This is a genomic window from Nonomuraea cypriaca, from assembly GCF_015645445.1.
Taxonomy (GTDB): Bacteria; Actinomycetota; Actinomycetes; order Streptosporangiales; family Streptosporangiaceae; genus Nonomuraea; species Nonomuraea cypriaca.
The window spans coordinates 36,800-50,502 of sequence record NZ_JADOGI010000057.1 but is presented as its reverse complement, the minus strand read 5'-3'; the positions used below and the strand labels follow the sequence as shown (position 1 = coordinate 50,502).

At 73.1% G+C, this 13,703-nt stretch carries 13 protein-coding genes; 8 read left to right on the top strand and 5 right to left on the bottom strand.

The genetic code is table 11. The annotated features are described in order from the left end of the window. From ITP53_RS20265 to ITP53_RS20255, 3 genes are all read right to left on the bottom strand, one after another. Window positions 1-928: alpha/beta fold hydrolase (locus tag ITP53_RS20265; protein WP_195896983.1), on the bottom strand; the 928-nt coding region annotated here is incomplete at its 3' end. Beyond that, window positions 925-1,659, bottom strand: a complete 735-nt coding sequence (locus ITP53_RS20260) for an enoyl-CoA hydratase/isomerase family protein (protein WP_195896982.1) — start codon at window positions 1,657-1,659, stop codon at window positions 925-927. The genes ITP53_RS20260 and ITP53_RS20265, both read right to left, overlap by 4 nt. 90 nt (window positions 1,660-1,749) lie before the next feature. Beyond that, window positions 1,750-2,271, bottom strand: coding sequence for a class I SAM-dependent methyltransferase (locus tag ITP53_RS20255; RefSeq protein WP_195896981.1), 522 nt, complete (start codon window positions 2,269-2,271; stop codon window positions 1,750-1,752). Window positions 2,272-2,571: 300 nt separating this feature from the next. Between ITP53_RS20255 and ITP53_RS20250 the strand changes: the two genes are divergently transcribed. The 8 genes from ITP53_RS20250 to ITP53_RS20215 all read left to right on the top strand — a co-directional run bounded on the left by ITP53_RS20250 (window position 2,572) and on the right by ITP53_RS20215 (window position 11,545). Then, the gene (locus ITP53_RS20250; protein ID WP_195896980.1) at window positions 2,572-3,669 is read left to right on the top strand and encodes a nitric oxide synthase oxygenase; all 1,098 of its coding nucleotides are present in this window, start codon (window positions 2,572-2,574) and stop codon (window positions 3,667-3,669) included. A 167-nt stretch (window positions 3,670-3,836) separates the two neighbouring features. Then, window positions 3,837-5,027: a cytochrome P450 gene (locus ITP53_RS60345; RefSeq protein WP_195896979.1), complete on the top strand. Its 1,191-nt coding sequence runs from the start codon at window positions 3,837-3,839 to the stop codon at window positions 5,025-5,027. Further along, window positions 5,024-6,448 (top strand): aldehyde dehydrogenase family protein, encoded by a 1,425-nt coding sequence (locus ITP53_RS20240; RefSeq protein ID WP_195896978.1) that lies wholly within the window; start codon window positions 5,024-5,026, stop codon window positions 6,446-6,448. The genes ITP53_RS60345 and ITP53_RS20240 overlap by 4 nt, the downstream gene beginning before the upstream one ends. Continuing rightward, entirely contained in the window at window positions 6,445-7,092 is a 648-nt protein-coding gene (locus ITP53_RS20235) for a class I SAM-dependent methyltransferase (protein WP_195896977.1), read from the top strand. Before ITP53_RS20240 ends, ITP53_RS20235 begins: the two co-directional genes overlap by 4 nt. A gap of 246 nt (window positions 7,093-7,338) precedes the next feature. Then, window positions 7,339-8,295 carry an alpha/beta hydrolase gene (locus ITP53_RS20230; RefSeq protein WP_195896976.1) on the top strand — a complete coding sequence of 319 codons (957 nt, stop codon included), beginning with the start codon at window positions 7,339-7,341 and terminating at the stop codon, window positions 8,293-8,295. Beyond that, window positions 8,288-9,517, top strand: coding sequence for an acyltransferase family protein (locus tag ITP53_RS20225; protein ID WP_195896975.1), 1,230 nt, complete (start codon window positions 8,288-8,290; stop codon window positions 9,515-9,517). Before ITP53_RS20230 ends, ITP53_RS20225 begins: the two co-directional genes overlap by 8 nt. 43 nt (window positions 9,518-9,560) lie before the next feature. Then, entirely contained in the window at window positions 9,561-10,877 is a 1,317-nt protein-coding gene (locus ITP53_RS20220) for a sensor histidine kinase (protein WP_195896974.1), read from the top strand. Beyond that, the gene (locus ITP53_RS20215; protein WP_195896973.1) at window positions 10,874-11,545 is read left to right on the top strand and encodes a response regulator; all 672 of its coding nucleotides are present in this window, start codon (window positions 10,874-10,876) and stop codon (window positions 11,543-11,545) included. The genes ITP53_RS20220 and ITP53_RS20215 overlap by 4 nt, the downstream gene beginning before the upstream one ends. Window positions 11,546-11,648: 103 nt before the next feature. Here ITP53_RS20215 and ITP53_RS20210 read toward each other — a convergent pair whose 3' ends face one another. Both ITP53_RS20210 and ITP53_RS20205 read right to left on the bottom strand, forming a co-directional pair. Further along, the gene (locus ITP53_RS20210; RefSeq protein WP_195896972.1) at window positions 11,649-12,254 is read right to left on the bottom strand and encodes a response regulator transcription factor; all 606 of its coding nucleotides are present in this window, start codon (window positions 12,252-12,254) and stop codon (window positions 11,649-11,651) included. After that, a complete protein-coding gene (locus ITP53_RS20205; protein WP_195896971.1) occupies window positions 12,251-13,600 on the bottom strand; it encodes a sensor histidine kinase in 1,350 nt (449 codons plus the stop codon). Before ITP53_RS20205 ends, ITP53_RS20210 begins: the two co-directional genes overlap by 4 nt. Window positions 13,601-13,703: the final 103 nt, after the last annotated feature.

Below are 13,703 nucleotides of genomic sequence, written 5' to 3'. Positions count from 1 at the left end.
GGGCTGCCCTGCCCGCCGCGAAGCCGAGCCCGGCCATCAGGACCAGCACGCACGGCAGGTACCACGCGCTGAGGGCGAGGCGCGGGTCGTCGAGCCCGGGTGGCCGCCTGGCCGGGTTGCCGGCCGATGTGTCCATCCAGGCGACGGCCTCGCGGAACGCCGTGTCCGAGTACAGCACCGTCATGTGGTCGGTGCCAGGGACGAGGCTCCGCCGCACGGCCTGGCCCGCCCCGGGGTCGCCGTACGTGCGCCCCTCCTCGGGAGTCACGCCCGCGAGCTGCCGCGCCGTACCCATCGTCTCCTCGTGGATCGGCTGCGCGTCCCCGGCGGCGACGAGGAAGAGCGCGTTGCGCGGCCGCAGCGGCCCGGCCAGGGCCGGGTTCACGGAGCCGGAGAGCGCGACGGTGGCGACCGGCCTCGGGTCCCGTGAGGCGAAGTCCATCACCAGCGCGGCACCGAGCGAGTGCCCCATGAGCAGCACCCGCTTCCCGTCCACGTAGGGGTAGGCGCCCAGCCAGTCGACCACGGCCTTGAGATCGGCCCGCAGCCGGTCGGGCTCCGAGGCGAAGGGCGTGACGGAGAAGGGCGTCCTGCTGGCCCCGTGACCGGCGATGTCGAAGGCCAGCACCGCGTACCCGGCTCGGGCCAGGCTGCGCGCGATCGGGCTCATCATCTCCCTGTCGGCGCTGTGGCCGTGCGCGATGACCACGACGGGAGGCCGCTGCCCGGCGGGGCGCGGCAGCGTGAACCCGATGGCCGGGTGCCCGGGAGGGGGCTGTCCAGGCATGAAGACGGTGGCCGGGATCCGCCCGGCGATCTCGACGTCGCGCCTCGGTGGCCCGCCCCAGTTCTCGGCGCCGAGCCCGACCAGCAGGAACCCGGCGGCCAGCAGGGCGACGAGCAGCAGCGACCCGCCCCAGCGCGTCATCGCGACAACCAGGCCTCGGCCGAGGCGCGGTGGTCCTCCGAGCCCAGGCATTCCGCCTGCCGCGCCAGGTATTCCTGGAGTGGGTCGGCGCCGGCCCCGGCCAGGCTCAGCAGCCGCTTGCAGACCGCGAAGCTCCGCACCTGGGACAGCGGCGCCATCTCACTCGCCATCTCCACGGCGGCGGCCAGCGGGTCGGGGCTCACCTGGTCCAGCACGCCGAGCTCCGCGGCGCGCGCGGCCGTCCACCGGTCGCCGAACAGCACCATGCGCCGCGTCAGCGCCACGCCGACGTAGCGGGGCAGGCGGTGGACGCCGAATCCGGGTATCAGCCCCTCGCGGATCGCGGGCAACTCGAAGACCGCGTCAGGAGAGGCCACGCGGGCGTCGCAGGCCAGCGCGATCTGGAACCCGCCGCCCAGGCAGTGGCCGTGGATCGCGCAGATGACCGGCTTGGGCATCTCCTCGCAGAGGGCGACCGCCCGTTCCCAGTCGTCGAACCACTCCAGGGGGATGCGCCCGGTCGCCAGGGCGGTCAGGTCGATGCCGCTGCAGAACGAACGGCCCGCGCCGTGGATGACGACGGCGTGGACGTCTGAAGAGTCGGCGCAGTCGCGCAGGGCCAGGCCGAACTCCGCCAGCGCCGCGCCGTCCACCGCGTTGAGTACCTCTGGACGGTTCAGCCGCACCTTGGCGACGTGGTGGCGGACCGTCACATCTACGGGTTCCGACATGCGGTGGAGAGTAGGCCGGGCTCCGGCGGCGGAGGTAGGTGCCATCCCCGACCTTCGGTTCCGCGGCGGGTTTCCGGAATTCAGAAGGATTCACAAGGACAGGTCGACCGCTCGTACGAGGCCCAGGAGCAGCCTGCGCCGGCCGGCCACGCGGAACCCCGCCTCGTGCACGGGCCGCCACGCGTGCCGCCTGGCGTGGACGTGCTCCAACACCAGCAGATGGCCGCCAGGCCGCAGCACGCGCCTGATCTCCGCGAAGGCCGGGCCGCCGCCGAGCAGCGTCAGGCTCAGCGCGCACACCGCTGCGTCGAACGACCTGTCCAGGAAGGGCAGCCGATGGGCGTCAGACTGGCACAGCGCGACCCGTACGCGCGTGTCGCGGTGCCTGGCCCTGGCCAGCATCGGGCCGCTGTAGTCCACCATCGTGACGCGGCACCCCGGCGGGTAGTGCGGCAGGTTCGCGCCGGTGCCCGCGGCGACGTCCAGGACGTCCCCGTGAGCCCGGGAGCACAGCCAGGCCCGCGCCCTGGCGAAGGCGTGCCGCTCGAACGGCCGCATCGCCTGGTCATAGTCCGCGGCCTGGCCGTCCCAGTCCGCGCGGGTCCCGGCCATCGCTCAACCGTAGGGGAGGGACTCCTGCCCTGGAACACCTCAGGCTCGACGTTTCCGGTGTCCGGAAGGGCGGACCGGACCGGGCGTCGGTGCTCGGACCTTCGGATCGCCTGGCCGTCCCCGTACATTCGGCCCATCACCATCACTCCCACACCGCGTTCGGGGGCGTGCGCCGCGGAACCGGATGGGACGGAGGAGGTGAGCGCAGATGCGTTACCTGCACTGACGTAACGCGGATGTACCAACCCGGTGGCCCGGCCTCCCCGCCGGGTCACCACCCCGCCGCGCGAGGAGGAGGACATGACGGAGGTGACCGTCCCGGCCTCCGGCCAGAGCCTGGAAGACGAGGCCGAGGCGTTCGTGCGGCAGTTCCACGACGAGAACCCCGGCGCCGGCCCGCCAGGACGGCGGCTGGAGGAGGTGCGCAGGTCGATCGGCGAGCACGGCACCTACGCGCACACCTCCGCCGAGCTGGCCCACGCCGCGCGCGTGGCCTGGCGCAACAGCAAGAGATGCATCGGCAGGCTCTACTGGCGCAACCTGGTGGTACGCGACCGCCGCCACGTGACCACGGCCGAGGGCGTCTACCTCGAGTGCGTCGCGCACCTGCGGCAGGCGTTCGCGCACGGCCGGATCCGCCCCATGATCACCGTCTTCGCCCCCGCGGCCCCCGGCCGGGCAGGCCCGCGCATCCACAACGAGCAGCTCATCAGGTACGCCGGCTACCGCCGCGACGACGGCACCGTCCTGGGCGACCCGAGGAACGTGGCCCTGACCGAGCACGTGATGAAGCTCGGCTGGCCCGGCGGCCCCGGGACCTCGTTCGACCCGCTGCCGTTGCTCGTCGAGACGCCGGGGGAGCGGCCGCGGCTGTTCGACATTCCCGTGGAGTCCGTTCACGAGGTGCCCATCGGCCATCCCGGCCTGCCGTGGTTCGGGGAGCTGGGGCTGCGCTGGCACGCGGTGCCCGCGATCTCCTGCATGACGCTGCTGGCGGGCGGGCTTCGATACCCGGCCGCGCCGTTCAACGGCTGGTACATGGGCACGGAGATCGGCGCGCGCAACCTGGCCGACGACGACAGGTACGCGATGTTGCCCGAGATCGCCCGCCGGATGGGGCTGTCCACGGCGGCCCCGCGCACGCTCTGGAAGGACCGCGCGCTCGTCGAACTGAACGTCGCCGTGCTCTGGTCGTTCCAGCGCTCAGGGGTGACGATGAGCGACCACCACACCGAGGCGGAGCGGTTCATGCGGCACCTGGAGCGGGAGCGCCGTGCGGGCCGTCGGGTGCCCGCCGAGTGGGCGTGGATCGTCCCGCCGCTGTCCGGAGCCGCGACGCCCGTCTTCCACCGCCACTACGACGACGTGGACCTGCTACCGAACTTCGTACACCGCTGAGTCCACCACTGAGTCCATCACTGGGCCCACCACTGGGCCCGCTCACACTTGCCGGAGACCGGAAAGCCTGGGCGGCGGGAGATGTCCCGTTCGCCGCGTATCTGGGATCGGCCGCCCGCGACTACCGTCGGGGTGCCCGCACGAGGCGAGGTGAGGAGGTGCCTCGAGTGACGGCTTCCACGACGACGCATGCGGCCGATCCGCTGTTCAACCCGCTCGACGACGACGTCGTGTCCGACCCCTACCCGGCCTATCGCCGGCTGCGGGAGGCCGCGCCGGTCTACTGGCACGAGCAGCTTCGGTGCTGGTTGCTCACCAGGTTCGCGGACTGCTCCACCGTACTGCGGGACTCGGAGCGGTTCGCCGCCGACTTCCGCCGCATCGGCGAGCCCACCCCGCCCACGCTGCTGAGCCTGCAGACGCTCGACCCGCCCGAGCACACGCCCCTGCGCCATCTGGCTCTGGAGGCGGTACGCGCCCAGGACCTGACGGCCGTCGAGGCCGTGCTGACCGAGCGGGCGGACGCCCTCCTCGATCCGCTCATGGACAGGGGCGAGTTCGACTTCGTACGGGACTTCGCCGATCCGTTCACGCTGTTCGCCATCACCCGCTTCATCGGCGTCGACCCGCCGCGGACCGGCGACGCCTTCGACCGCCTGAACGACGACCTCGACCGCAGCATGGACGCCCAGCTGGCGCCCGAGGCGCTGGATCCGGGGCTGAAGGCCAGGGCCGCGTTCAACGACCTGATCCGCTCCTGGCTGGCCGGCCCGCCGGGCGAGGGCGCGCTCGGCTACGTGGCCGCGCACCTGGAGGGGTCGGGGGTGGCCGCCGACGAGGTGCTGGTCAGCTCCGTACGGGCGTTCTTCCACGCCGGCTTCGAGGTGCCGAGCCGCTTCCTCGGCAACGCCGTCGCCCGCCTGCTCAGGCACCCCGAAGCGGAGGACGCCCTGCGCACCGGCGGCGCCGGGCTCGACCTCGCGATCGAGGAACTGCTGCGCCTGTCGAGCCCCGTGCACGCGCTGAGCCGCGGCTGCACCGAGGACGTCGAGCTGGGCGGCGTGAAGATCCGCCAGGGCGACGTGGTCACCGCCATGATCGCGGCCGCGGACCGTGACCCGGCCCAGTTCCCGGACCCGGAGACGATGGTGCTGGACCGTCAGCCGAACCCCCACCTCGGCTTCGGCCGCGGCTCCCACTCGTGCCTGGGGCTCAACGTCGCCCGCGTCGAGGCGCGGGTGGTCCTGTCCGCGCTGCTGAGCCGCCCTCGGCTGCGCTTCGCCGGGGAGCCCGTGCCACGGCGCAACGCGACGTTGCGCGGCCTGTCCCGCCTGCCGGTCACGGTGGCAGGGCCATGAAGGGCCTCTACATCGACGGCGCCTGGGTGGCCCCGCACGGCACGGACGCGCTCGACGTCCTCGACCCCACCACGGAGCAGGCCATCGGAGCCATCCGCCTGGGTGACGCCGAGGACGTCGACCGGGCCGTCCGTGCGGCGGCGCGCGCCTTCCCCCGCTGGTCGCGCACCCCCGAGCGGGAGCGGCTCGGATACGTCCGCGAGATCGGCCGGCTCGTCGCCGCCCACGCCGACGAGCTGACCGAGCTCATCGTGGCCGACCTCGGCATGCCGCGGGCGATGGCCCGCGAGGCGCAGGTCGGCGCCCCCGCCGAGATCTTCATGATGGCCGCGGAACTGGCCGAGGGCCTCTCCGTCCCCTCCCACCCGCCGGGCGCGGCGGCGAACACACTGGTCGTACGCGAGCCGGCAGGCGTCGTCGGCGCCATCACACCCTGGAACTTCCCGCTTCAGGAGATCGCCGCCAAGACCGCCCCCGCGCTGGCCGTGGGCTGCACGGTGGTGGTCAAACCGAGCGAGGTCGTCCCCTTGGCGGCGCTCCGCCTGGCGGAGCTCATCGACGCCGCAGGACTCCCCGCCGGGGTGTTCAACCTGGTCCCAGGCACCGGTCCGGTGGCGGGCGCGGCGCTGGCCGCCCACCCGCTGATCGACCTGCTGTCCTTCACCGGCTCCACGGCCACCGGCAGCCGGGTCGCCGAGCCGGCCGGCCGCAACGTGACGAAGACCGCACTGGAGATGGGCGGCAAGTCACCCTGCGTCCTGCTCGACGACGCCTCGCTGGAGCCGGCCGTGCGGGACACGGTCACGAACGCGTTCTTCAACTCGGGCCAGACCTGCGACGCGCTCACCCGCCTGCTCGTGCCCAGGACCAGGCTTCCCGAGGTCGAGAAGCTGGCCGTGGCGGCCGCGGAGGCGAACACCGTCGGCGACCCCAGGGACGAGGACACCACGCTCGGCCCGCTGGTGTCCGGGCGGCAACTCGACCGGGTACGCCGGTACATCGACCGCGGCGTCGCCGAGGGCGCCCGCCTGATCACGGGACACCGCGCGTTGCCCGCGCGCGGCTTCTTCGCCGGTCCGGCCGTCTTCACGGAGGTTCCCGCTGGTGCGGCGGTCGCCTCCGAGGAGATCTTCGGGCCCGTCCTGTGCGTCCAGGCGTACGACGACGAGGACGAGGCGGTCGAGTTGGCCGACGCGACACCGTACGGGCTGTCGGCGGCGGTGTGGTCGGCGGACAGGGAGCGGGCCTCGCGCGTCGCGCGTCGCATCCGCGCCGGTCAGGTGCACATCAACGGCGCCGGCTTCGACCTGGGAGCCCCGTTCGGCGGCTTCAAGCACTCCGGCCACGGCCGGGAGGGCGGGCGGTACGGGCTCGAGGAGTTCACCCAGCCCAAGGCGCTGCTCGGCGGAGCGGAGACATGAGCGAGCGCTGGTTCAGGTTCCTCTACCGGATCCACCTGACCCCCTGGGAGACCAGGGAGCCCGTACCCGAACTGGTCGAGGCCGTGGCAGGGACGGCCGGTTTTCCCGCCCTCCCGGCCGGGCGGGCGCTGGACATCGGCTGCGGGACCGGCACCCACGTCATCTGGCTGGCCCGGCACGGCTGGGACGCGGCCGGCGTGGACCTGACGTCCGTGGCCGTCGACCGCGCCCGCGAGAAGGCCAGGCGCGCGGGAGTGGAGGCGCGCTGGTACGTGGGCGACTTCACCGAGCCTGAGCGGCTCGGGCTGGGCGACGGGTACGGGCTGCTTTTCGACAGGGGGTGCCTGCACAGCATCCCGCACGGCGGCCGGGACGCGTACGTGCGGGCGGTCACGCGGATCGCCGCGCCTGGAGCCGTGCTGCTCATCCACGGCTGCTACCCGAGCAGGGGTCCGTGGCCCAAGCCGGCGGGCATCGCGAAAGGGGAGATCGCCGCCCGCTTCGCCGACGGCTGGGAGGTGGAGACCGAGGAGGACAGGGAGCGCGGGCACGCGGGCTTCTACCGGCTCCAGCGCGTCCCTGGCGAGAAGCCGCATGGTGCGGCCCATGCCGTCGTGACCAGGCAGGGATCGCCGACGACGTGACCGGTCTCGCGGTCTCCCGATCCGCGGCCCAGGATCGGATCGTGCTCGCCGCGCGCTGTCACGGGTACCGCCGCGATCGTCGTGAAAGCCGTCACGCGGTGAGTACGTCGCGCGGCGGCGTCTGGACCCCGTAGTACTTCAGAGCTACCCGAAATGTGCGCTCTCCAGCGGGAAGCCGACTACAAGCGGTGATTCATACCTTTTGATGCCCGAGCACTGATCTCCGGCACGGAAGGACCACCGCCCATGGCGACCCGCTCGCGTGGCAGCCGCCTGCGACGCCTCCTGTTCGCAGCCCTCACCGCCGCCTCGGTGGCGGGGCCGTTGACGGGCGTGACCCGGCCAGGCGCGGTACCGGCGCCCGTTCCCACCCCCGTGCCCCCGCTGGGCGTCGCGACCCCGGCCGCACTCGCCGAGCGGTACGCGGCCAGTCACGCGGAGATCCTGGCGGCCGAACGGACGGCGGCCCGGCACGGTGACCACTGGCGTGCCTCGCGGCTGCGCGAGATGGCCGATCCCGCGCGGCACTTCCTGTCCTTCGACGGTCGTGACGGCGGCCGTACCGTGGAGGTCTTCGGCGAGTTGTCCACCGCCGAGCGGATCGCCGTGATGGTCCCGGGCGCCGGTATCGACCTGGACAAGTACGGTCTGCTGCGCGGCGGCTCGATGAGGCTCCAGGACACGCTCGGCGACCGGTCGGCCGTGGTCGCCTGGCTCGGGTACGCCACGCCGAGCAGCGTGAGCCTCCAGGTGGTGACCCCCGGCCGCGCCGACGAGGCGGCCCCCCGCCTGCGCGCCTTCGTAAGGGAGTTGGGCGCGGCCAGACCGGGCGCACGCATCTCGCTCCTGTGCCACTCCTACGGCTCCGTCGTGTGCGGCCGGGCCGCGCCGGGGCTGGACGTCGCCGACATCGTCCTGTACGGCAGCCCCGGCGCGGGCATGGCCGACGCCGCCGCCCTGCGAACCACGGCCACGGTATGGGCCGGACGCACCGCCGGGGACTGGGTCGGCGGCCTGCCGCACGCGTCCATCGAGTTGCCGTTCGTCACGGTGGGGCTGGGCGGCGACCCGATATCGCCTGGGTTCGGCGCCCAGGTCTTCGCCGCGGGCGGCGGCGGGCACGGCGACTACCTGGCATCCGGATCCACCGCGCTGATGAACATCGCGCGGATCGTGTCCGGACGGGCCGACGGCGATGCGTGACCTCGTCACGCGGCTCGACGCCGAGACACCTCCCGACCGCGACCGCGCCGTGGACGCTCTGCGCGCGCTGGCCATCCTCGGCGTGGTGGGCGGGCACTGGCTGGTGACCGCGCTGGTCATGGACAGCGGGGCGGTGCGGGCCGCCAGCCCGCTGCGATACATGCCGCAGCTCGCCCCGGTCTCCTGGGTGTTCCAGACGCTCGCGGTCTTCTTCCTGGTGGGCGGGCTGGTGGGGACGCGGGGTCACCTCCGTGCCCGGGCGGGAGGCGTGCCGTACGGGCGGTGGCTCGCGGGGCGAATGGCCCGGCTGGCGCGGCCGGCCACCGCCGTGATGGTGGTGTGGGGGGTGACGGCCCTCGCGATGCTGGCCTGTGGGGCCAGGCTGGAGAGCGTACAGGCGCTGGTCAAGCTCGTACTGTCCCCGATGTGGTTCCTGCTGGTCTTCGCGGCGCTGACCGCGGCGACCCCGCTGGTGTCGAGACTGCACCCGGCATGGCCGCTCGCCGTGGTCGTGTGCGTCGATCTGATCAGGTTCGGCGCCATTCCGGAGGGCCCGCTGGGCGAACTCGTGGTCGCGGCGGTCGGGCCAGAAGGGGACATCGGGTGGGTCAACATCGGGTGGGTCAACGTGGCGGCCGGGTGGCTGGTGCCGTACTGCCTCGGGGCGGCCTGGGCCCGTGGCGGCCTGCGCGGGCGCGCGACCGGATGGAAGCTGCTGCTCGGCGGTGCGGCCGCCACCGCCGCGCTCGTCATCTGGGGCGGCTACCCCGCCGCCATGGTCGGCGTCCCGGGGGCGCCGCTGTCCAACCTCGACCCGCCCTCCCTCGCCGCCGTCACCTTCGGGCTCGCGCAGTGCGGTGCGGCCCTGCTGCTGCTCGATCCGTTGCGGCGGCTGCTGCGCCGCCCCGCGGCCTGGGCCGCGGTGGCGCTGCCGAACCTCGCCGCGATGACGATCTTCCTTTGGCACCAGACCGCGATGATCGCGGTCACCTCGCTCGGCCTGCTCGCCGAGAGCGCGATGCGGCAGACCGCAGCGCTCGGGGACAGAGCCGCTGGGAGCGGGGGCGGGATGCTGACCGGTCTGCACACCGTCCCCGACGGGCCTGGCTGGGTGCTCGCCCGGGTGGCCTGGCTGCCGGTGTTCGTGGCGGCGCTGCTGGTGTGCTGTGCCGTGTTCCACGGTTACGAGCGAGGACGGCCGCGCTCGAAGGCGCGTCGTTAGGCTGGATCAACCCGGGACGACAAGGGTAGAGGGACGAGGGCTGATGGGCAGGCTGCGAAAGGCTCTCGGCACCGTACGCGCGGAGCTGTGGACGACGGCCGCCGACCCGCTCCCCCGCATGGCGCGGCCACGCCTGCTGTCCCGGCTCCCACACGTCATGGTCATCCTGTACGCGCTGGTCATGGGCATGTTCCCCGACGCGGAAGGTGTGGACCCGACGGTCCCGTTGCTCGCCATGGCCCAGGCGGTGATCCTCGTGATCGCGATGTCGCGCCCGCTGCCCGCCTGGTGGGCGTCGATCGCCGTCATGGTCATCGGCGCGAGGACGGGGATGACGTACCTCTCGCAAAGCCTGTCCTTTCCCTGGATGGTGGACTCGGGGTCGCCGGTGGAGCGGGCTCACCCGAGGGTCCCGTCCGGCGACGCGATCTCCTTCCCGTGGACGGGCTCCGGCATCGCCCTGCAGGCCGGGGTGCTGCTCCTGCTGGCCCTGCGGGTACGCCCGCGCGTCGCGGGGGCGGCACTGGCGATCACCACGCTGGCGGCGGTGATGTGCGTGGTCTTCATGCCCGAGGGCAACGGGCCCGGATATCCGGTGGTGGCCGTGCCGGTCTACGCGATCGCGGTCGTGATCGGGGTGGGGGTGCGTCTGCTGAGGACGACCCGTACCCGGTTGGAGGCCCAGGAGGAGCTGACGGCCGAGGAGCGGGCCAGGCGCACGCTGCTGGAGGAGCGCAGCAGGATCGCCCGCGAGCTGCACGACGTGGTCGCGCACCACATGTCGGTGATCTCCATTCAGGCGCAGGTGGCGCCGCACCTGGTGGAGAATCCGCCCGACGAGCTGAAGGAGAACCTCGCGGGCATCCGCCAGAACGCCGTCGAGGCGCTGACCGAGTTACGCCGGGTCCTGGGCGTACTGCGCGCTCAGGAAACACCCGGGGACGCGCCGCAGCCCGCGCTCGACCGGCTCGACGAGCTGCTCGCGAACGTACGCGGCGCAGGCGTCACGCTCACCGCCGAGACGTCGGGCGAACCGCGCCCGCTGTCGCCCGGGGTGGAGCTGTCGGCGTTCAGGATCGTGCAGGAGGCGCTCAGCAACGCCATGCGGCACGCGCCGGGCGCGCCGGTGTCGGTCCGGCTGTTCTACCACCCCGACGCCCTCGCGATCCGAGTCGTCAACGCCGCACCCGCCGCGCCGGCCCTGCCCTCGACCGGCGCGGGGCACGGGCTGCTGGGGATGCGCGAACGCGCGGCCATGCTGGGCGCCGACCTCGTCACGGGTCCCACGCCGGACGGCGGTTACGAAGTGAGCGTGTTCCTGCCCGTCGACTCGCAGAAAGGCATCGAGGCCACCTCATGACGAGCATCCGCGTGCTCATAGCCGACGACCAGGCGATGGTCCGTCAGGGCTTCACCGTCCTGCTCAACGCCGAGCCCGGCATCGAGGTCGTCGGCCAGGCCGTGAACGGCCTCGACGCCGTCGCGAAGGTCGCCGAACTGGACCCCGACGTCGTGCTGATGGACGTGCGGATGCCCGAGCTGGGCGGCATCGAGGCGACCCGCCGCATCGCCGGGCAGCCGGACGCCACCGTGAAGGTCCTGGTCCTGACCACCTTCGACCTCGACGACTACGTCTACGAGGCGCTGCGCGCGGGGGCTTCCGGGTTCCTGCTCAAGGACGCGTCGGCGGCCGAACTGGCCCACGCGGTGCGGGTGGTCGCGGCCGGGGACGCCCTGCTCGCCCCGAACGTCACGAAGCGCCTGATCGCCGAGTTCTCCCGGGTGAGCGGAGCCCCGCGCACCCCGCTTAAGGAGCGCGTGGGTGACCTGACCGAGCGCGAGACCGAGGTGCTGTCGCTGATCGCGCAGGGCCTGTCGAACGCGGAGATCGCCGAGCGCCTGGTGGTCGCCGAGCAGACCGTCAAGACCCACGTGAGCAGGATGCTGGTCAAGCTCGGGCTGCGCGACCGCACCCAGGCGGCGGTCTTCGCCTATGAAACGGGGCTGGTGCGGCCGTCGGGCTACTGACCGCCTTCAGCGAGGGACACCGCGTACGGCGGTGCGGTCTCGTGGTCGGTGCCCGGCTACCGGAGTGCGGGCCGGTGCTCCGGCCTTCAGGCTGGGGAGCGCGTCAAAGCCAGCCGTTGTCGCGGGCCGTCCGCGCGGCCTCGGCGCGGGTCCGCGCCCCGGTCTTGCCGATGACGCTGGACAGGTAATTACGTACGGTCCCCTCGGACAGGTTGAGCCGTACGGCCAGAGCGGCCACGGTGGCGCCGTCCTCGGCCGCGCGCAGCACGGCCTGCTCCCGGTCGGTCAGCGGATTGGGACCGCGTTGCAGAGAGGCCACGGCGAGCGCGGGATCGACGACGATCTGCCCGGCGAGGACCCGTCGTACGGCGTCGGCCAGGCGTTCCGGCTCGGTGTCCTTCACCACGAAGCCGGAGGCCCCGGCGTCCATCGCCCGGTGCAGATATCCCGGCCTGCCGAAGGTGGTCAGAATGACCACTTTGGCCTCCGGCACCTTGGCCCGGATCCCAGCGGTCGCCTCGATGCCGTCCATCACCGGCATCTCGATGTCCAGCAGCGCCACGTCGGGCCGGTGCTCGACCGCCGCGGCCACCGCCGCCGCCCCGTCGGCGACGCTCGCCACGACGATCATGTCGTCCTCCAGTGCCAGCAGCGCCGCCAGCGCGCCGCGTACCAGATGCTGGTCCTCTGCCAGCAGCACGCGGATCATTCCGGCTCCCCCGCGCCCCGGCCGGACTGAGTCCCACTCGATGCGTCATCGCGGGCTTCTGCCGCGCCCCGGCCGCTGCCGGCCGGACTCCCGCTCGATGCGTCATCGCGGCCGCTCCCGGGCGGAGTCCCGCTCGGTGAGTCGTCGGGGGCTCGGGCGGGGACCTCGGCCCGCAGGGTGAACCGCGACTCACCGGCTGACGCGGACAGCCGTCCCCCGGCCGCCGTGACCCGTTCGGCCAGCCCTGCCAGTCCGGTGCCGAAGGCCACCTCGCCGCGTGCCCGCCCGCCCCGCCGCGCCGGGCCGTCATCGGTCACGGTCACCACCACGGGGTCACTGCCGGTCACGGTGATCACGCACGATCCGGCCTCCGCGTGCCGCAGCACGTTGGTCAGCCCCTCGCGCACCGCCCAGGCGAGAGTCCTGCCCGCCGCACCGCCCGGCAGGGCCGGCGGCACGTGCACGGAGAGCGCGATCCCCGCCGCCTTGGCGATCTCACCGGCGGTGGCGATCTCCCCGGCCAGCGTGACGTCGCGATACCCCGACACGGTGGACCTCATCTCGTCGAGGGCGGCTCTCGCCGCCCTGCCGACCGACGACATCTCGGCGGCGGCCCGCTCCGGGTCACGGCCGACCAGCCTGGACGCCAGTTCCGCCTTCAGGACGATCTCGGTGAGCCGCTGGCCGAGCACGTCGTGCAGGTCCCTGGCGATACGCGTCCGCTCGGCGGACACCGCCCCCCGTGCCAGGTCGATCCGCGCCCTGCGCAGCTCCGCGCCCATCCTGGTGAACCAGTAGCCGAACGCGAGGATCACCGCGTAACCCAGCACCGGCAACATCGTCGCGACCGCGTCGCCGAGATCGTTTCCCAGTCGTAGGACGCCGGCCGCCGTACCGGCCACCAGCACCGCAGCGACGCCGGGGGCCCAGCGGCGCGGCGGCTGGGCGACGACCAGCAGGGTGACGACGTAGTACGACGCGGTCAGCAGCCACGTCCGCTCCAGCACCACCTGCAGCGCCGCCGCGGTGCCGACCATGGCGGCGAACGCCACCGGGGTCACGTTCTGGTGCAGCCGCTCCATATTCCGCCACACGATCCTGACGAAGCAGACGGCGAACAGCACGATGCCCGTGGCGGCGAAGGCCGTGCCGTACCAGGGTGGGGACAGCCGGGCCAGCTCGATCACGGCCGCGAAAAGGAACACCGCGTGCGCCGAGGCCGCGATCTTAATGAGCCGTACGGATGGCCGCCGCGCCGTGGGCATCGCGGTCCCGCGCTCTTCGTGACCGCCATCGACGAAGAACGGCGCTCCCGCCGTGCGGGAGGTGGGGTGTGTGTCCGCCATGCCTTGATCGTGCGCCCCGGCCGACCCTGCCCTCAAGTGCCGAACAGCCGGAAGTCGAGCTGACAGATGTCACGGCGGGGTCCTCGCCGCGTATCCGGACCCG